We start from the raw sequence: 19,104 nt of genomic DNA, 5'->3' as shown, positions 1-19,104 counted from the left end.
TCGATTAGACTATTCTAATCTATTTCGAGTAACTAAGCAATTGGAATGATGGATGAATTTTTGATGTTTTTTTATCGTTTAAACGTTAATTTCGGCCAAACAGCTGACCAGTTTTTTTCTGTCAACCGGGTATGGTAAATTGTCAAAAGTTCTGGATTGTCCAGAAAATACGGTGTGGGTTTTACTCTCATCTGCACACAATCATCTATCCCGTGCGGAGCTGTTAAAATGATATTGTCATGTTCATTAAGCTTCACGCCAAGTGATGTCGCAGTCTCTGGGAATTTGGCGATTGCATCTTCTGAGGATACATACGGCTCGATTCCATTGCAAATATGCATCCGTGCCTCATTTTTTACAGACCATGGATAGTGACCATTAGCTGTTTGCAAAATCCTTTCCAATCGCTTTTCTTCTTGCTCAACAAAATTTTCCGTATCAAAATAGATCACATCGATATCCTGTATTGGCGTTCTTTCCGAATAATCATGCAGCACATCCCAAACTTTTGCACGAACAAATCCCGCACAAATCCACCAATCGGGTAACTGTAATGATTTTGCTGTATATAAAGCTTCCATCATCCAAGCATCCTTTTTTATGATTTGAATGATGTCTTGTTTCGTCTGAATCATCATTTTTCCACCTCTAATCCAGCACGGAATTTTTCCAGGCAAAATAATATGGATTCCATCCTGATCGCTCGTTGCTGTGCCTCTTCAACCGATATGGGATAAAAGCGTATTTTGCCTTGTGGTGGCAGCTGGGCAATTTTGGGCAGATCACTGGAAATTACCGTTCCAATTCTTGGATAACCTCCTGTTGTTTGCCGATCAGCCAGTAAAATAATCGGTTGGCCATTCGGCGGGATCTGAATACCGCCGAAAGGAATAGCATCCGACCAGATCTCACCAGCCGTTGTGATGGCATCATTGTCAGCTTGCAATCGGTAGCCCATTCGATTGGAATTCGCTCCGACCGTAAAGCTTAACTGAAAAAATTGCTGGCGGTCTTGTTTTGAAAACTGTTCTGTGTGTGGCCCTTCAATAACTGCTACTTCAATCGACTTCTCATAAATAGGAACAGATTGACTTGAATACCCAAACCCCTTACAACATTCGGTATGATGACCATAGATTATTTCGCCTTTTTCAATTATTTTCCCAAACCCACTATTAAGATCGGTTGATTTGCTTCCAAATACAGCCGGTACATCGAAGCCACCTGCAACCGCAATATATGCCCGAACTCCTGATTGAGGCTTGCCAAATGTCAAACGGTCCCCCTTCTCCATATGAAACGACCTCCACATTCGGATACGTTTACCATTAACGGCGGGCTGGATATCTGCTCCGGTAATTACCAACGTTACCGGCTGATACGCTTCCAGCTCCGGTCCGATTAAGGTAACTTCCAGGCAGGCTTCGTCACGTTTATTCCCTACAAGAATGTTGGCAATTTGCAGTGCAAATGTGTCCATGGCACCAGATACCGGAACCCCAAAACGTTGATGTCCGGTACGTCCCATATCCTGAAATGTAGTTAGTATTCCTGGTTTATGTACGTGTAAAATTTTTTGGCTTGCCATCGTTTCACCTCGTTTACCATTTAAAAAGTGTTTCAATCAAACCGATTTGTTGCTCACCGAGTTTGGGTGGCTGCCTTCTATAATTGAGGATTTTTCTTCCGTGTTTTGATGATTGTCATATGAGAATCACCACATGTTTTGATTAGAAAATGTCTGTTTTCGATCATGGAACTCTCTTTTTCAACCGTGGGGCGCCAGTTTTTGATCGAGAAACTTTCTTTTTCGATCGAGGGTCATGTATTTTTCTATCGTGCCGCTCATTCAAATCAACTAACTCCCAATTGCCCTTACACTAATTCCCCCAGCATCCAGCGCTTTCCGCAATTCCTTGGCAAATTTAACCGCATGTGTACCATCACCATGGACACATACCGTATCCGCTTCGATTTCGATAAGTGTACCATCAACTGCCTTGGCAACACCACTTTTTACCATCTGCTCGACTTGTTGAATGGCTGTTGTCACATGCTCAATCAATGCACCAGACTCTTTCCGTGGGGTCAGGGAGCCATCCGGTTGATAGGTTCGGTCGGCAAACACTTCTGATCCGACACGCAATCCACGTTCCCTTCCAGCGGTTAGCAGTTCGCTTCCCGCTAATCCATAAACAATCAGTGATGAGTCGACATTGTAGACAGCCTGGGCGATTGCGTCTGCTGTTGCCCTATCCCGGGCTGCGAGATTGTACAATGCTCCGTGCGGCTTAACGTGTTGCATTTTCACTTGATGTACGTTGCAAAAAGCTTGCAGTCCGCCTACTTGATAGACAACGGTGCGATAGATTTCTTCAGGGGAAAAATCGATCATCCGGCGGCCGAACCCCGCCAAATCCGGAAATCCCGGATGGGCACCTATTGCAACACCGTGTTTTTTTGCTAGTCTTACTGTCCTATCCATCACATCTGGATCGCCCGCATGCGCGCCACAGGCTATGTTTGCGGATGTAATATGCTGCATCAGGTCAGCATCGGCACCAATTGTATAAGTACCAAAGCTTTCACCCATGTCACAGTTCAAATCAATTCGCCTTCCCATGTCTATCCGTCCTTTCGAGCGTATTTTTTTATAACTGATCATGTCATTTGCCAATTTAGAGATAAACAGCAGGCGAAATATCTTGTATTCCAAGACCCTGCTCATCATCCCATCATTTTAGCTTCACGTTAAAGGTACCATCTGCCACCTGTTCTTTGATCTCTGAAAACCCGTACTCGGTAATTTCATAAAAATGTACAACATCACCAGCCCGAAATAAAAAAGCATGATCATCATTATTCGGATCAAACAGTTTAAGCGGTGTTTGTCCAATGATATTCCAGCCGCCGGGTGATGCAACCGGGTAGATTCCCGTTTGCTCGTGAGCGATACCGACTGCACCGGCATTTATCAATTTACGCGGTTCAGGCAAACGCGGTGTGGCGATTGTTTCACTCATCCCGCCAAGATATGGAAAACCCGGTAAGAATCCCAGCATGTAGATAAAATAATCGGGCTGTTGGTGACGGACAATGACCTCTTTTTCCGTTAACCGATTATACTCAGCCACCCGCTTTAAATCCGGACCATGCTCCCCGCCATATAAAACTGGTACATATACATGCCTGGGATTCACTATCGCATCCTCACCATCATCCGGCACGACATGACGCAGTTTTTTGCAAATTTCTTTGTATACTAATCGACTTGGTTCGTAATAAATCGTCACCGAGTCAAAAGCGGGTACCCACTCTTCTATACCATCGATCGCAGCGTATTCCAGATCCTCGCAAAACATTTTTATTATCCTGTTTAATTGCGGTGAAACGGCTTCATTAAATTGTATTTTTACTGCATGGTCACCGACAGGTTTTATTGAAAAATCCATATGAGCTGCCTCCAGAAAATACGAATATCTAGTTAGAATTGTAGCATAATCAAGAAAAGGATTTCGAATATAGTATTCCGAAATATATCAACCTTAAAAAATGGAATAAATCAACCAAAATGAAAGCGTAAACATTTTTTTCTTGTTGGTAGTTCAAAAGATTTGTATAATAGATTTAAATTCTAAAACTAGATTTAAATACACTAAAGTAAAGGGGGAAAAATATGATTTCGACAACGTGGAGCTGGTTATGGGATAAACATGACCAGGCAAAGGAGCTATTACGTTTTTTTGTCAAACCAAATTCAACTAATCCAAGCTCTAACAGTGAAAAAGCGTCTTCCTCAAATGGCGATGATAACGGCAACAGTAAACGCTATTACAGGCCAGTACAATTAATCGGACTTATCGCGGGACCGGTATTATTCTTTTTAACGCTATTATTCTTTTCACCGGAAGGCTTATCATCAGCGGGGCAGGCCATTTTAGCCAGTACCATCTGGATTGCGATCTGGTGGATGACAGAAGCAATTCCAATCCCGGCAACATCACTACTGCCAATTGTCCTGTTTCCTCTATCGGGAGGACTTGATATTGATACAACGACCTCATCATATGGTGATGATACGATCTTTCTGTTTATGGGTGGTTTTATGATCGCCCTGGCAATGGAGAAGTGGAACTTGCATAAACGAATTGCCCTTAGCATTATTGTCATCATCGGTACAAATACAGATCGGATTATTCTTGGATTCATGGTCGCTACAGGATTTTTATCGATGTGGATTTCCAATTCGGCAACCGCGATGATGATGGTACCGATCGGACTTGCCATTATATATCAAGTGTCTGATGCATTAAAGGATGATGGTTCTATTGATACATCAAAGGAAAATTTTGGCTTTGGCAAGGCATTGATGCTCGGGATCGCCTATTCCGCTTCACTTGGCGGGATTGCAACATTAATCGGTACACCACCAAACACATTACTGGCTGGTGCGATTGAAAAGACTTATGGCATTGAACTTTCCTTCGCCAGCTGGATGCTTTTTGGTGTCCCGGTTGCCTGGATATTTATTATCTTTGCCTGGTTCTATCTTGTGAAAATTGCCTACCCGCTAAAATTAAAAACACTTCCAGGTGGAAAAGAAGTTATCCAATCGGAAAAAAGGAAGCTTGGTGCCGCATCATTTGAGGAAAAAGCCGTCTTTACTGTTTTCGTTCTGGCAGCATTAGCATGGATCACCCGGACATTTGTATTGGCACCATATATTAATGAAAACATTAATGACGCTATAATTGCGATGACTGCGGGGATTGTCTTATTCATTTTTCCGGCAAAAAATAACAAAGGCGATTTCCTGCTAGATTGGGAAACTGCGGTAAAATTACCATGGGGTATTTTACTACTCTTTGGCGGTGGTTTGGCGATTGCGGCCGGCTTTGTTGATTCAGGGCTTTCCGAATGGATCGGAGGTCAATTAAGTGCTCTGGAAGGCGTCAATATTTTCATCGTATTGCTTGTTGTAACAACACTTGTAATTTTCCTGACCGAAATAACATCCAACACTGCAACAGCTTCAATGATGTATCCGATTATGGCATCACTGGCAATGGCATTAGGTGTACATCCATATGCCGTTATGGTTGCAGCTGGAGTCGCTGCATCATGTGCCTTCATGCTGCCTGTTGCAACACCACCAAATGCTGTCGTGTTCGGATCCGGTTATTTACGAATCCCGGACATGGCAAAGGCAGGTTTCGCCTTAAACATTTTTGGAGTTATTTTCGTTACCCTGGCTATCTACTTCCTGCTGCCTTTAGTTTGGGGTATTGACTTGACACATGTTCCGGAAATGTTTAAATAGTAAAATTCCGGATCTTTAAGGTGATTAAAACGGAAGAGGCGCTGTTCAATTAATAACAACGCCTCTTTCTTTTGAAGTCTTGGGTGGGGGCTTACTGCCGATTGAGGCGGGATAAGCACAATCTTCCACTTCCGGATCATTCAGCGGTTTTTCTGGGACGGCTCTGCACCACCATTACAAAAATCAAGTAAACTACTGGTAGAATTCCTGTCAAAAGTACAAGACCCTTCCAACCAGTATGGAGCCAAACCGGACCAAGCGCCGAACTGCCAAGCGCAACTCCAATGTAATACGCAACAAGATACAGGCTTGAAGCACTGCCTTTATGATGCGTCGCCTGTTCTGTTACCGATGCAGCTGTGAGAGAATGCGCGGTGAAAAAGCCAAGACAGGCAACACATAAACCAATAACAATGACAACCACAGAATTACTGAGTGTCAGAAAAAGTCCAACGGCAAGTGTCAGGATCCCGAATATACGAATCCGCCGCAATCCTAAATTCCCAGCAAGCCAGCCAGCTAACGGTGACCCGACTACTCCTAAACCATAGGCAAAAAACATATTGGACACTGCCTGCAATGACAGGGAAAATGGCTCCCCTTGCAAATGAAACGGCAAATATGTCCAAATCCCGGTAAAGGAAAATTGCAAAACGATACCTAATCCAAATACAAGTAGTAGCGAGGGGTTTTTCAAATGAAATAAAAATGCTTCAATATCCCGCGAAAATGACAGATTACTAGGTTCGAAAAATCGTGATTTCGGCAGCAACATAAATACAGCCAACAATATGACCAAACCTGCCACTGCCAAAAAGTAAAATGCCGTTTCCCAGGAATAATGATCCGTAATAAACCCGGTCAAAACCCTGCCCACCATACCACCTAGTGCATTACTGGATATATAAAGGGCTGTTGCAACCCCGACACTGCGCTTGTCGATTTCTTCATTTAAATACGCCAATGATGCTGCGGGAAGTCCAGCAAGTGCAAAGCCTTGCAGCAAACGCAGGAAAAGCAGAAGGATAAACGAGTGAGTTAGCGGAATTAAGAAAAAAGGAATTACGGATCCGATTAACGAAAACTTGATAAAAATCGTTCGCCCGCTTCGATCCGATAAAAATCCAAGAACAATCAGCCCAACGATAAGCCCAATGATTGTCAATGACAGAGAGAGACTCGATGTCGAAACGGATACCCCGAATGCATCAACAAAAACAGGCAAAAGCGGTTGAACAGCATACATGCTGGCAAAAACAAAAAAAGATGCCAGCGCGAGGCTTACTGTGATTTTCCAAAAATATGAATCCTTTATTGTATAGGTACGTTGCGGCATGATGTCACTTCCAATATTCAAAAACTTTTCCCGGTCTAATCCAGTACGTATTTGTCCCGCCCTGCCAAAGAACCGAATATAACCACAATTAACGTTAAACCAAGCAATGTAAGTAGTGGTACGTTCCATGAGTTTGTTATATCGTATAAGTACCCGATAAATATCGGACCAATTGCAGCTAAAAGATAGCCAAGTGATTGTGCCATGCCCGAGAGTTCTGCAGCCTGTTTAGCATTACGTGCCCGCATCCCCAAAAAGGCCAATGCCAATGGAAAAATACCGCCCAATGCGATTCCGATTAAAGTTGTGCTAATTACTATCATAGGGAACGAATGACTAATAAGCAAGCCAGTATATCCACTAAAGGAACTTAATCCCAAAAAGATCACAAGTCCCCATTGTGATTTTAATTTCCCTGCTATTAATGGTACTAGAAAACTAAACGGCAAGCCAATAATCTGGGTAAATGACAGCATCCAGCCCGCCACACCTATACTAACCCCTTTATCGTGCAGGATCTCCGGCAACCAGGAGATGGTCACGTAAAATAAGAAGGATTGAAAACCCATAAACAAAGCGACCTGCCAGGCTAAACGTGAATGCCACATACCATGAGCACTGGATCTTGCTTGGTGTACCTTATCCTGATCATTGGATCGATTGTTTTTACTTAGGTAAAGCCAAAGAACCATACCAGCAATAGCGGGAATTATCCAAATAATTAAAGCAACCTGCCAGCCTAACCCCAGACCCTTTGCAATAGGGATACTAATCCCTGATGCCATGGCTGCGAATGTTCCCATCACTGTAGAGTAGACACCAGTCATCAATTCAACTTTATTAGGAAACTTTTCTTTTAGTACACCGGGCAATAGAACGTTACTAATTGCAATTCCACAACCAACAAGTAATGTTCCGGCATACAAAAAGGTCACGCTTGTAACGACTCGAATAGCTATACCAAAAACCAGTAAAATTAGTCCGAATACCAACGCCCGTTCATTGGAAAACCTGTTCCCCAGCCGTGGTGCAACAGGCGACATCACCGCAAATGCAATAAGTGGCAAGCTTGTTAAAAGTCCAGCACTCCAATTTGCAAGACCAAGTTCATCCCGGATAATTCCAATAACCGGTCCTACCGAAGTAATTGCTGGTCGCAAATTAAATGCAACTAGCATAATACCTGCAATCAAGAGGATTCGGTAAGCACGTTTCTGATTATCTCCTGTCCTTATTTGTTGTTCGTCCACAAAGACTCTTCCTTTCTTTCCCCAAATTCATATTACATATCATAGCATAAACATGTTACATCATGTTATTTATTGGCTGTGAGAAGGTATACTTAATTTACATTGTCTCCTTAAGAAGTATCATTCCTTCAGGCAATACTTGGATTCTTCTTTTCACTATACTTAATGTATGGATTCAGGATTTAAAACGAATTGACAATTCTCCGCTTTATCGAGAAATTTTTTAGTTTGGCGATTTAAAACATGCTAGGTTATTGTCTAAAGGATCCTCGCATACAAATCATTTAACGTACCTTCATCGCCTGGACACTATAGTCAACCGTCTGCATTTCAAGTCTTTTCTGAACATAGGTTACAGCGGCCCTTGTTATTGGCAATTTTGTAAACTTAAAAACTCCTTTACACAATACATTAAAACATTTGAGATTTTACCTTTCTCACTATTAGAAATCTGTTCAGATAAAATTGTGATCATAGCCACATTTCATAAATAACCCTACAACAAAATTAGTTGTAGGGTTATTTTTATCAAATGTCATATTTTTGTATTGACTCATCCGGATTGACAGCACCATTAACTAAATCCACGCTCCTGCTCAATGTCTGTGATATCCGCCTGAAATGGTCGCAAACTATTCCGCCGTAATGAAATCACTTTTTATATCCCACCAGCACCTTCATCGCCCGGACACTATAGTCCATCGTCCGTATTTCCGGTTTTTTCCGAACATAGGTTACCGCTGCTCCCGGTATTGGTAATTTCGTGAACTGGGTCAAAAACTCTTTTGCACCATACTTTAAAATATTATCGAATGAAAACGTATTTTCTCTCACTTTTCTTTGCACACTATTCAGCAGCAAGTCATAAGCATCATTGCCTTCCAGTTGCTTGACAGAAAAGTGCTTTATGCTCAGCTCTCCACTGGCAACCTTGCTGCTGATCTGCTCCAGATAGTTTTTCATCACCTGTAGATCCACTTCCACGTCCTCAAGTTTGGCGGATTGCCTGGCATCATAATCGTGAAGCTTTTCAAGCGTGTCATATATCTGGGTCCGGCCCTGTGTCAGGTTAAACAGAAATTCCTCATCATCGAGCGTTGGCAAGCTGACAATATCTCTTACTGTCTTGATCGAAGCATTTACCTCATCCGTTAACGCAGTCGTTACCCGCTCAGCTCTTTTTAACCCATCCACCAAATCATGCTCCAAAAATTGCTCGTGGATATAGCCATTATCCGCACCCTCCAGCGACTGCAGGGCATTCTCCATTTCCGTCAAAATTTCCTGATAATCCGCAATAAATCCTTCCAGAAATAGCAGGAATGGCAGATGTAATTCCTGATAAAACGAACGAATCGCCTGGGCAGCTTTCCCTTTAAAGGATTGATCAAGTGTAATAACCGCATGCACTCGCTGCTCAAGATCCTTGACCTGCTCTTCTAGTGTATGTAGACCTGTTTTGGTAGCCCTCATTCCGGCGCGCAAACCTTTTACATCTAATACCTTGATAGACCACACCCCCATTAGGTCCTTTATTCTCGTGAAAATCTCATTAATTCTATCTGTATTATATAGGAAATCACTACCATTTCGAAAGGGAAGAAAGTCTGAAATTGAGAGAAAGGTTGCAATAAGGATAAATAATAGAAAAAGCTAAATAATCTCCGTATTTTTTTGCACGTCCTAATAAATTGATATGCCCTGTATGAAGAATATCAAATGTTCCATATGTTATAGCTTTTTTCATACCATGTAGCTTCCCTTGTTAAAATCCTGAACGTTAAGTTTCCGTTTAAAAAATTCAACATGAATTCTTAAAATTTACAAACTATTTACTCTTAGCTAATATTCGCTTAATACATGGGATTTATAATGAAATTAATCGAAAATAAACCTTATATTTTCGAAATTAGAAAGGAGAATGTCGATGACTATTAGAGGTATTGGACACAGAGGTTATCCAGCTAAATATCCAGAAAATACAATGTCTTCTTTTCAAGCTGCTATTGAATTAGGTTTTACCCATATCGAATTGGATGTACATCTTAGTAAAGATGGCGTTCCAGTCGTGATGCATGATTATAAAATTGATCGAATGACAGATGGAAATGGAGAAATTCGTGATTATACTGTTTCGGAACTTCAACAATTCACAGTAGATGAAACAGAAAAAATTCCTACATTAGAAGAAGTTCTTCGATTAGCTAAAAATCAAGTTATTGTTTCGATAGAAATGAAAAATACCAAATTATATGATTCCGTTGAAAATAAGGTTTTCGAAGTAATTCAAAAAGTAGATATGATCGACCAAGTTTATGTTATTTCATTTGATCATAAATCGCTTGCTAAACTGCGTGAACTTTCAAGTGAAATTAAAATAGGGCCACTTGTTAATAAACTTAGACGCTCCCATTTTCGGCTTATTGAAAAATTAGATGCGAGTTATATCGCTGTGAAACATGATGGTTTAAAAGAAAAATATGTCAAACATTGTGATGGATTAGGAATTCAAGTTGTTGCATGGACAGTGAATAGCGTGGAACAAATGCAACGCTTTAAGGACTATCCCTCAGTTTTGGTAACAACAGATGAATTAGAAAAATATAAAGCCTATCATTATCCAGATTCTTCTGCAAAATCACAAAAAGTAATTGTTTAATCTCTTAATATGCCTCGAACAAAAGAAGGATAAAATATTTATGCTCTTATGAGCATTTTTATTTTTGTGATGCTAAAAAAATAGTAGGAGGATTCTTCCTGTGAACTATAGTGGTATTATTACATGTTTTATCGCGGCAATTATTTTAACACCATTCGTAAAAAAACTAGCGATTTTAATTGGTGCAGTTGACAAACCAAATCATCGAAAAGTACATCAAAAAATGATGCCACGTCTTGGTGGTCTTGCTATTTATATTAGCTTTTTAATTGGTTTTCTACTTTTTCTCCCTCAAACAGTTAACTATTGGTCAGTTGTAATTGGGGCGACGATTATCATGCTTGTCGGGATCTTGGATGATGTCATGCAGCTATCTGCCAAGTTAAAATTTGGAGGGCAACTAATAGCAGCTATGGTTCCTGTTTTTGGTGGATACACCATCGAATTTATTACAGTGCCGTTTGGAGATCGAATCGAGTTTGGGGCTGCAGCCATACCGCTTACGATTATTTGGATTGTTGCAATTACCAATGCAATTAACCTAATTGACGGTTTGGACGGGCTAGCAGCAGGAGTGTCTTCGATAGCTTTATTAACGATTTCCGTACTTGCTATTTCTATGGGAAATTATCCAATTGCATTAATTTCTCTTATGCTGTTAGGAAGTACACTTGGGTTTTTAGTGTATAATTTTCATCCTGCAAAGATATTTATGGGAGATACAGGATCTTTGTTTCTTGGTTATATGATAAGTGTAATTGCAGTAATGGGTTTATTCAAAAACGTTGCGCTGTTCTCCCTAATGGTTCCGATTATTATTTTGGCTATTCCGATTTTAGATACATTGTTTGCGATTATTCGTAGAATTGTGCATAAGAAGCCATTAGCTTCCCCTGATAAGTTTCACTTACATCATTGTATTATCCGTATGGGCTACAGTCATAGTCAGACGGTAATCATGATCTATGCTTTAAGTGGATTATTTAGTTTAGCGGCCGTTATATTAACCCGTTCAGCAATGTGGGGTACGACAATTACATTACTTACTGTCTTGATTGTAATCGAGTTAATTGTAGAAGTAACTGGTATTGTCAGTGAAAGGTATCGCCCAATATTAAATTGGATTGAAACCAGTAAAGAAAAAACGAAGTAACTTAGTAATTTTCTCAAATACATAAGTACTTCGGAAATATAATATAGGTTATGGTGATGAATGTGAATCATTTGCGAAAGAGAACATTGGAGGAAATACAGCTAGCAAGAGCTTTTGCAATTTTGGCAGTACTGACCGTTCATGCTTCATCGAGTGGAGTAACAAACATTGAACCAGACTCTTTCCTTTTTCCAGTTTATAATTTCTTGAATATAGCTGGAAAATTAGGTACGCCAACATTTATCATGTTAAGCAGTTTTGTATTATTTTATAATTACTATCCTAGAGAAACAAATTGGGGATTAATAAAGCGATTTTATGTCAAGCGGCTAAAGTTCATTTTAATTCCCTATTTTATATTTTCTTTACTCTATTTTGTTATAAAAATGGCAGTCTATTATGATTATCCGAGTATTTCTTTTGCAATAAACCGATTTTTAACTTTATTGGCATTAGGAAAAGCACATACTCATTTATACTTCGTCTTTATTAGTGTGCAATTCTACGTGCTATTTCCTTTATTGCTGATAGCTTTTAAGAAATTGGGATTTTTAAGAAAACATGCCATATGGATTGGCTTGCTGTTGCAATGGGCATGGGTAGTTTTAAATAATAATTACTTTCATATCCCTTGGAAGGGATCTGTTTCCTTATCCTATATATCCTTTTATTTTATGGGGGCATTTCTTGGAATCTACTATAACGATTTAAAAGCGAAATGGAAGCAGCCACTTTTTAGAGAGCGAATCATTATTCCATTGAGCCTAGGTTACGGGGTATTAGTATTTCTATATACAGGTTATATGTATTTAACAAGAATTGGTGTTTTCACAACCATTGCTAATTATCTACCTGGTTTTGTTACTAGTTATATTGGTGAATTCACTTGGGCAACACATGCCCTATTTGCAGGGGTTTTCCTATTTTATTTAGCTCACTTAGCAAATCAAACGTTTCAGTCAAGAACCAAATTTGTGTTTATGGAAATTGGGGCAACATCCTTTGGAATATATTTAATTCACCCCTTGTTTTTAATGGTGTTCAGGCAAGTTGTTAGCCCAGGATCACCAATCGTTTATCACAGCTGGCAAGTGGTAACATTTATTCTGGTTGGTATACTCAGTTGGTTAGCTGTACGTTTCTCATACCGGTTTATCCCTTATTATTGGGTACTTTTTGGAAAAATGGATCAGCCAAAATTCGAAAAAAATCCTAGACAGGGGGAAAGTAATGGTCATGGATATAAAAAATATTCCTAAAACGATTATTATTGTTCCAGCTTATAATAAGAAACTAGTACTGCAGCAACTTAGAATGATTCATAACCTAATTGTAAATCTAGCATTTATTACCGTGATTATTTCGTTTATTTCTCGAAAAAAAGAAGCTATCGCAATCGCTTCTATTCTTATCATGTATATAGGATTAGCTAATTTATTCTTAACCACTCCACGATACGGATTTTTTATTATACCAATCATGTGTATATTAAATGGATATGCTATCGTAACGATAATTACGAAAATTAAAACGCTTTCCGTGGATCGAAAAATAAGAAATGCGAACAAGGCTGCTTAACAGCTTTGTTCGCATTTTTCTTGTACAACTTCCCGTATTTATTATTTAGCCAAGCTGCTTAGTGATGGTGACTTTACATCTGAATCTCTATCTACCAATCTACTTGCAATCGTGGTCAATTCACACATTGCTGTAAGGACGTTTTTGTCTTTGCCCAAAGAAGGCAGCTAATGCGAGTTCAGGTGTATTTCTTGCCTCTCGTTGATACGTGCGGACTTTCTTTCTCAATTCCATCCTTTTAAATTCTTTATTGTGGAGAGCGTGGTTTGTTTGATGATACAACTGCTGGCTATCCCAGTTATCTTCTTCCACATGTCCGACTACAGGTTGATCACAAAGCGACGCAAAAGCGTCTATTTTTGGATCATACGAAATAGCTACAAATGGTGTATAATTGATTGCCGAAAATATAAGGGAATGCAGACGCATGCCAATGAGTAGATTGGATTCCCCAATAAGGGCAATTTTTGCTTGTAAGGAAGCATTAGCTGGTGAAATATAACTATGCTCCGTCATTAATTCAGCTGTTTCTTGCGATTTACGTTCATCCTTTTCCCCATGCATAGGTACGAATACAACTGCATACCCATCTTGAACGAGTTGATCTAAGGTGGATGCTATTTTTTGCGTGAAGGGCTTGTTTGTTGGCCAATCCCTGACACTTACCGTTATGAATTTTTGCGTGAATCTATGAGCTGGCTCCCATTGATGGTCATAGGAGCTGGAATCTAAACCTAATACAGGATCGGGAACAATAGTAGATGCATGCTTGATACCTATTTTAGTGAGTAAATGTTGTGAAGCTTCGTCACGCACCGTGATTTGCTCTACATTATTTAACGTATATTTGACTAACCATTTGCTTAAAATTCCGTTAATTGGCCCCATACCTTGTGCATAAATAAAAACAGGTTTCTGCAACCATTTTGCTAATTTGATGATGCCTGTATAATAAGGGATAGTTAACATCCCTGTTTTATCCTGCAAAAGACTACCTCCACCACTTATTAATCCATCCGATTCTCGTAATGCTTGACTTATTTCGGTGATCTTTCGTCGGTTTACAGCATTCACTTGATAGGTTCTTTTGGTTTCTTCAGGGTTATTGGATAAAATAGTAATTTTAATCGTAGGCTCAACCATTCGTAGTTGTTCAATTATCGAAAATAAAATAGCTTCATCGCCAACATTACCAAATCCGTAATAACCGGAAACTACAATATGCATTAAACCCACTCCCTTCGAATGCGTTTTGTGATAAAGGGTACACATTTTCGGTAAATCAAGATAAGCAACAGACCTAAGATATATCCTAAAACAATGCTATAAGCTGTTCGCAGTAAAGAAATGTGCAATGGAATATGAAGGTGGGTAAAAGTATTCATTACTGACAAAAATCCAATGCTTCCCGGAATAATCAGGAATTTGCCAAGTAGTCTATTCCTGCCGATCACATAGATTGCTAATAAATAGAATGGAAAACCGATGAGAAACTCTTTTGTTCTTGGACGTACATATAGCCACTCCTCTAATGTGCTTCGTATCATCAGCTCAATGTCACTAACAGTAGCACCATTTCCTGTTCTAGTAATATAATAGATACCTATTGCACCAATGATAAAGATGACTGCAAGGTGCCAATACTTCACTGGAACTTGTAATAGTTTTAACATTTCTCTCCAGAATAAAAATACACCAACAAACAAGATAGGGATAAGGTATACTAATTTCACCCCTCTAAACACTTCAAATCCGGTTATAAAAGCATTTCCATTTAATAGGCCGATGACAATGATTATTCCTATAAAGACAATTCCTAGTGCCTTTAAATAGTGCAAAGTAATACGACCGAGCTGCTTTTCTCCTGTATTTATTGTAGATAATACAGCATAAATTGGTGCTATAATCGCAATAATTAATGCAAAGCCCTGGATAAGGAATAATCTTCCTGTAAGAAAATAGCCTATCACTAAAAGCGTCATAAACACCACAGAAGCAATCATCCATTTTCTGTTGTTTATTAAAGATGAGGCCAATCCTGTAAACAGAATACCGGTGATGAACAAAATTGCTAGCATCCATGTTGGTGTGTTGATTTCTGAAAATGGTTTCGGTGTTCCCTGCTGGAAGTTACTTGCTAATTTATCATGTACGCCTTCAATAAACGCATTTGCATTCTCTACGCTTTCAACAGGATCTCCGGCTTGAATATGAAAGAAGATAGACCGTATATTACGTTCTTTAACAGCTCGTGCAGCCTGATCAATATTTTCTGATAACGTCTTGTTATTTAAGTCCATACTATGCAATCGAATCGTATTGTAATCTGTATTACGCGCCACTGTTTGCAGTCCTTTTTGGTGGCTAGATTCGATGGAATAAAAATGATAACCTTCATTAGTTAATTGGTTTGTCCATTTTTCCACTGCCTCCATATTCGGATAACCAATTACATCCTGACCGTAGAATAATAAATTCGTAGTATTTGTATTTTTTAATTCTATAAGTTGATCTACATTCTTTTGGTTCCAGAATTGATTTGTATTTTCTACTCGAAACATATAGTTAAGACCATGCGCTTTAATTTGTTTAAGCGTCTCCTCGCTGTAAGCAATATTTTGAGATAGGAGCTCCGTTTCTTTTTCAATAAAATAAAATGCTTGGTCACTAATTGTAATGGAAGAAGGCTGTAACTTTTCTTTAATCAGTTTATTAAAATAGGCATCCTTTGGTTGGGTAATGTAGTATCCCTTTTCTTCGGTGTCTATTGTTTCCTCTTGATCGCTAAATCGTAACGCATTATTTAATTCTTGTTCATTATAAATTGTTATCATGTCTTGATCCTCCATCCAATTTAAGGATAGAGGGCTGATGCTAACGGTATTTAAACCAGACTTTTTTAAAGAAGAGAGAATGGCTTTTGTATCTAAATCTTCGTGATCTGTTGCCAACTGGTCAATTTCTTGATATGGAACAGCAATCTCGTACGTATTATTTTCAGTTTCAGTATTCCAACGCTCAACAATTCCCGGTATTGTACTTGCGAGTAAGAAGATTAAAGTAATCCAAAGCCATTTCTGTTTGCTCATTGATCTTCTCTTCCTTTCTGGGAGAAATAAGGAATATTCTTTAAGATGTCCGTTTTATTCACCACATTAAAGAGGTATAGTTGTAAAACATAAACTGCAATGCCAATTACAATAGCTCCAACTAAATAGAGAAGGGCTTGGCTCCGTGCCCAATCTATTATGGAGACATATAATGTTGGTATGCCAATAATGGCTCCCATGGATATGGAAGCGGCCATAATTTTAGCTATCCGTGTTTTCTTGATTGAAAATGGATAATGCTTAAAGATATACCAGGTATTTATAATGAACAGAAGAATATATACCAATAACGTGGATAAAGCCGCTCCGCGTAGCCCAAAGAATTGTATGAAACAAATATTGAGTATAGCCTTCATTAAAATACCAAAGACAATAATTATGGCTGCCTGCTTAGCTAAGTTCATACCTTGGAGAATCCCAGTACTTAAAATCGTTAATGAAGTAAATACAGAACTGAATCCAAGTATAGCTAGCACCCAGCTTCCTGCTAAATCGGTAAATAAGGCTAAATTGATCGGTAAAGTTAACCCTAGTAATCCCATTGCTGCAGGCCATGAAAGTAAGTGGGTGATTCGATATGTCTTTTTTGTAATATACCGGACTTGATCTACATCTCCTTCCGCTAGTTTCGTTGTTATTAATGGTATAAGCGGTAAAACAATCGATGTAGAGAACACGGTGGCAATTTGCACAATCGAAAGGCCGCGTCCATAGATACCATAAAGATAATTAATGCTTGTTTCAGATTCGCCGATATTCCGTAGACCATATGGAATGGTAAAAGAATCGATAAAATTAATCAGCGCCATGGTAATTGTTCCAAATGCGATTGGTATCGATAGCTTTAATATTCGCTTACTCCAAGACGAAAATTGCTTAAACGTATATTTTCTAGCCAATGTCTGCTTAAAGGAAGCGCGCACGTATTTCACTCTTAAATAGATTAACGACACAAATGCCCCTACAACCGAACCAATCATGATTCCGCCGGCTATCGTGGCATCAGAAAAGTCCTGTTGGGCAAAGTAATAAGCAATAACTAAAATTAATCCCACACGAATAAACTGTTCAATTACTTGCGAGATAGCAGTTGGTTTCATATCTTCAAAACCCTGAAAGTAACCTCGGTAAACAGCCATGTATGGTGCAACCAATAATGTGGCTGTTACTACGATTAAAGCAAGTCTTGTCGACTGTCCCCCTAAAGCAGATGCTAGAGGAGAAGAAAAGCTAAATATTAGTAGAAAACTGGAGATACCGAACAACAAAGCAAGAATACTGGCTGTTATGTAAATTTCTTTTACGTAAGCTAATTCACCCTTCGCACGGGCACCGGCAATTAGTTTTGAAATAGCAATAGGGATCCCTGCAACAGACAACGTAAGAGCCACCATATAAACGGGATACACAAGACTAAAAATTCCTAAGACATGATCACCAGCAATATTTTGAAGAGGGATTCGGAAGATGCTTCCCAATATTTTAGATACTAATGTGGCGATCGTTAATAGTAACGTACTTTTGACAAAAGCGGAACGGCTCATGAAGCTTTCTCCTTTGTCTTCTGCTTTACGATATGGAGAGCAAATTGCGGAAGTGCAAGCATTCTTCTCCATCTGGCTGGTTGTTTCAATAAACGGTAGAACCATTCCAAATTCAGCTTTTGAAAAATAACAGGTGCTCGTTGAACTGTCCCTGCAATAACGTCGAAAGAACCACCAACTCCCATGAATAATCCATGATTGAATCTAGATAGATTGCTAGCTATCCAATTCTCTTGCCTAGGACATCCAAGTGCAACAAAGGTTATATCAGGCTGTAACTGAACGATTGAATTTGTAATATCGTTTGAGTCCAAGTTGAAATAACCATTTTGAGACCCGACAATGTTGATATGTGGATACTGATTTTGAATGTTGGCAACGGTTTTTTGTAACGTTTCTTCTTGAGCACCAAGTAAAAAAATACGATATTGATTTTTGTCTGCGATTTTCAATAAATTGATCATTGTATCATAGCCTGTAACTCGTTCGGGTAATGGTTGATTTAACATTTTAGCAGCCTTTACAATTCCTATTCCATCAGCGACGATATACGTAGCTTGTCTCAAATGCTGCATGAAGTGTGAATCTTCATGTGCCTTCATGACAACTTCGGGATTTGCTGTTACAACAAAAGTCTTCTCTTTTTGCTGAATCCGTTTGTTTAGTAAGGCTACAAAAGAATGTTGATCTGTATTTAGGAAAGGAACATTCATTATTGTTATGCGTTTCATAGTTTATTTCAGGCTCCTTTGAAGTTAATAGATGGGTGTTAATAAAATAATTGGAATGAAGAAAAAATTGTTTATTTTTTTCATGTTTTTATAAAGGTTATCCCTTTAACTATATAACGCCACTAATTTTATTTCTCGTCGCGGACACATCAATAGTAGTACATTTAAGAGGTAATTTCAGTATTATTTACAGATATTTTACATTATTTACTGAATCTTAACAGTATGATTAGCACCCAAAACCAGGGTTTTAAAATTTGAAAGGCCAATTTCAGATTATATAAGTGCGATTTTTTGTTTTACAAATAAAAGTTCTTTTTCCTTTTCATCGCCCTCATATATGGTATACTGTAGGTAGAAATATGCATATACTTATAAAGACCACAGCTGCAACTGTGGTCTCAAGATAAGCGGTTCCCCCAG

General features: G+C 39.0%; 17 protein-coding genes. 5 read left to right on the top strand and 12 right to left on the bottom strand.

What is annotated here, in order from left to right:
- Positions 1 to 71: 71 nt before the first annotated feature.
- From CZ382_RS20120 to pxpB, 4 genes are all read right to left on the bottom strand, one after another.
- Positions 72 to 638: a nucleotidyltransferase family protein gene (locus CZ382_RS20120; RefSeq protein ID WP_088052920.1), complete on the bottom strand. Its 567-nt coding sequence runs from the start codon at positions 636 to 638 to the stop codon at positions 72 to 74.
- Positions 635 to 1,588: a 5-oxoprolinase subunit C family protein gene (locus CZ382_RS20115; protein ID WP_088052919.1), complete on the bottom strand. Its 954-nt coding sequence runs from the start codon at positions 1,586 to 1,588 to the stop codon at positions 635 to 637. Before CZ382_RS20115 ends, CZ382_RS20120 begins: the two co-directional genes overlap by 4 nt.
- Positions 1,589 to 1,858: 270 nt before the next feature.
- On the bottom strand, positions 1,859 to 2,623 hold the full coding sequence (locus tag CZ382_RS20110; protein ID WP_088052918.1) for a LamB/YcsF family protein: 765 nt from the start codon (positions 2,621 to 2,623) through the stop codon (positions 1,859 to 1,861).
- 112 nt (positions 2,624 to 2,735) lie between these two features.
- Positions 2,736 to 3,452 carry a 5-oxoprolinase subunit PxpB gene (gene pxpB, locus CZ382_RS20105; RefSeq protein WP_088052917.1) on the bottom strand — a complete coding sequence of 239 codons (717 nt, stop codon included), beginning with the start codon at positions 3,450 to 3,452 and terminating at the stop codon, positions 2,736 to 2,738.
- Positions 3,453 to 3,676: 224 nt separating this feature from the next.
- On the opposite strand from pxpB, the gene CZ382_RS20100 reads away from it, so the two are divergent.
- Entirely contained in the window at positions 3,677 to 5,320 is a 1,644-nt protein-coding gene (locus CZ382_RS20100; protein WP_088052916.1) for an SLC13 family permease, read from the top strand.
- Positions 5,321 to 5,456: 136 nt separating this feature from the next.
- Here the strand turns inward: CZ382_RS20100 and CZ382_RS20095 are convergent, their stop codons facing one another.
- From CZ382_RS20095 to CZ382_RS24930, 4 genes are all read right to left on the bottom strand, one after another.
- Positions 5,457 to 6,656, bottom strand: a complete 1,200-nt coding sequence (locus CZ382_RS20095) for an MFS transporter (RefSeq protein ID WP_088052915.1) — start codon at positions 6,654 to 6,656, stop codon at positions 5,457 to 5,459.
- Between the two features lie 35 nt (positions 6,657 to 6,691).
- Positions 6,692 to 7,906, bottom strand: coding sequence for a CynX/NimT family MFS transporter (locus CZ382_RS20090; RefSeq protein ID WP_308778223.1), 1,215 nt, complete (start codon positions 7,904 to 7,906; stop codon positions 6,692 to 6,694).
- A gap of 651 nt (positions 7,907 to 8,557) precedes the next feature.
- Positions 8,558 to 9,424 (bottom strand): ribonuclease YeeF family protein, encoded by an 867-nt coding sequence (locus CZ382_RS20085; RefSeq protein ID WP_159457848.1) that lies wholly within the window; start codon positions 9,422 to 9,424, stop codon positions 8,558 to 8,560.
- Positions 9,425 to 9,488: 64 nt separating this feature from the next.
- Positions 9,489 to 9,653, bottom strand: coding sequence for an adenylyltransferase/cytidyltransferase family protein (locus CZ382_RS24930; protein ID WP_200809553.1), 165 nt, complete (start codon positions 9,651 to 9,653; stop codon positions 9,489 to 9,491).
- A gap of 180 nt (positions 9,654 to 9,833) precedes the next feature.
- On the opposite strand from CZ382_RS24930, the gene CZ382_RS20075 reads away from it, so the two are divergent.
- The 4 genes from CZ382_RS20075 to CZ382_RS20060 all read left to right on the top strand — a co-directional run bounded on the left by CZ382_RS20075 (position 9,834) and on the right by CZ382_RS20060 (position 13,296).
- Positions 9,834 to 10,565 (top strand): glycerophosphodiester phosphodiesterase, encoded by a 732-nt coding sequence (locus tag CZ382_RS20075; protein WP_088052913.1) that lies wholly within the window; start codon positions 9,834 to 9,836, stop codon positions 10,563 to 10,565.
- 100 nt (positions 10,566 to 10,665) lie between these two features.
- Positions 10,666 to 11,718, top strand: a complete 1,053-nt coding sequence (locus CZ382_RS20070) for a glycosyltransferase family 4 protein (RefSeq protein ID WP_088052912.1) — start codon at positions 10,666 to 10,668, stop codon at positions 11,716 to 11,718.
- Positions 11,719 to 11,774: 56 nt separating this feature from the next.
- Positions 11,775 to 12,977 (top strand): acyltransferase, encoded by a 1,203-nt coding sequence (locus CZ382_RS20065; RefSeq protein WP_159457847.1) that lies wholly within the window; start codon positions 11,775 to 11,777, stop codon positions 12,975 to 12,977.
- Positions 12,955 to 13,296 carry a hypothetical protein gene (locus CZ382_RS20060; protein ID WP_159457846.1) on the top strand — a complete coding sequence of 114 codons (342 nt, stop codon included), beginning with the start codon at positions 12,955 to 12,957 and terminating at the stop codon, positions 13,294 to 13,296. Before CZ382_RS20065 ends, CZ382_RS20060 begins: the two co-directional genes overlap by 23 nt.
- Positions 13,297 to 13,416: 120 nt before the next feature.
- Here the strand turns inward: CZ382_RS20060 and csaB are convergent, their stop codons facing one another.
- Genes csaB through CZ382_RS20040 form a run of 4 tightly spaced genes read right to left on the bottom strand, consistent with a single transcriptional unit; the run spans position 13,417 to position 18,681 of the window.
- A complete protein-coding gene (gene csaB / locus CZ382_RS20055) occupies positions 13,417 to 14,523 on the bottom strand; it encodes a polysaccharide pyruvyl transferase CsaB (RefSeq protein WP_088052909.1) in 1,107 nt (368 codons plus the stop codon).
- Complete coding sequence (locus CZ382_RS20050; RefSeq protein ID WP_088052908.1) at positions 14,523 to 16,385, bottom strand: DUF5693 family protein; 1,863 nt, start codon at positions 16,383 to 16,385, stop codon at positions 14,523 to 14,525. Before CZ382_RS20050 ends, csaB begins: the two co-directional genes overlap by 1 nt.
- Positions 16,382 to 17,950: a putative polysaccharide biosynthesis protein gene (locus CZ382_RS20045; RefSeq protein WP_088052907.1), complete on the bottom strand. Its 1,569-nt coding sequence runs from the start codon at positions 17,948 to 17,950 to the stop codon at positions 16,382 to 16,384. Before CZ382_RS20045 ends, CZ382_RS20050 begins: the two co-directional genes overlap by 4 nt.
- Positions 17,947 to 18,681, bottom strand: coding sequence for a WecB/TagA/CpsF family glycosyltransferase (locus CZ382_RS20040; RefSeq protein ID WP_088052906.1), 735 nt, complete (start codon positions 18,679 to 18,681; stop codon positions 17,947 to 17,949). The genes CZ382_RS20045 and CZ382_RS20040 overlap by 4 nt, the downstream gene beginning before the upstream one ends.
- Between the last annotated feature and the right edge of the window lie 423 nt (positions 18,682 to 19,104).

This window comes from Virgibacillus dakarensis (assembly GCF_900155625.1).
GTDB lineage: Bacteria > Bacillota > Bacilli > Bacillales > Amphibacillaceae > Lentibacillus_C > Lentibacillus_C populi.
Note: the sequence above shows the minus strand (reverse complement) of the source record. Positions and strands in the feature narration are given on the sequence as shown.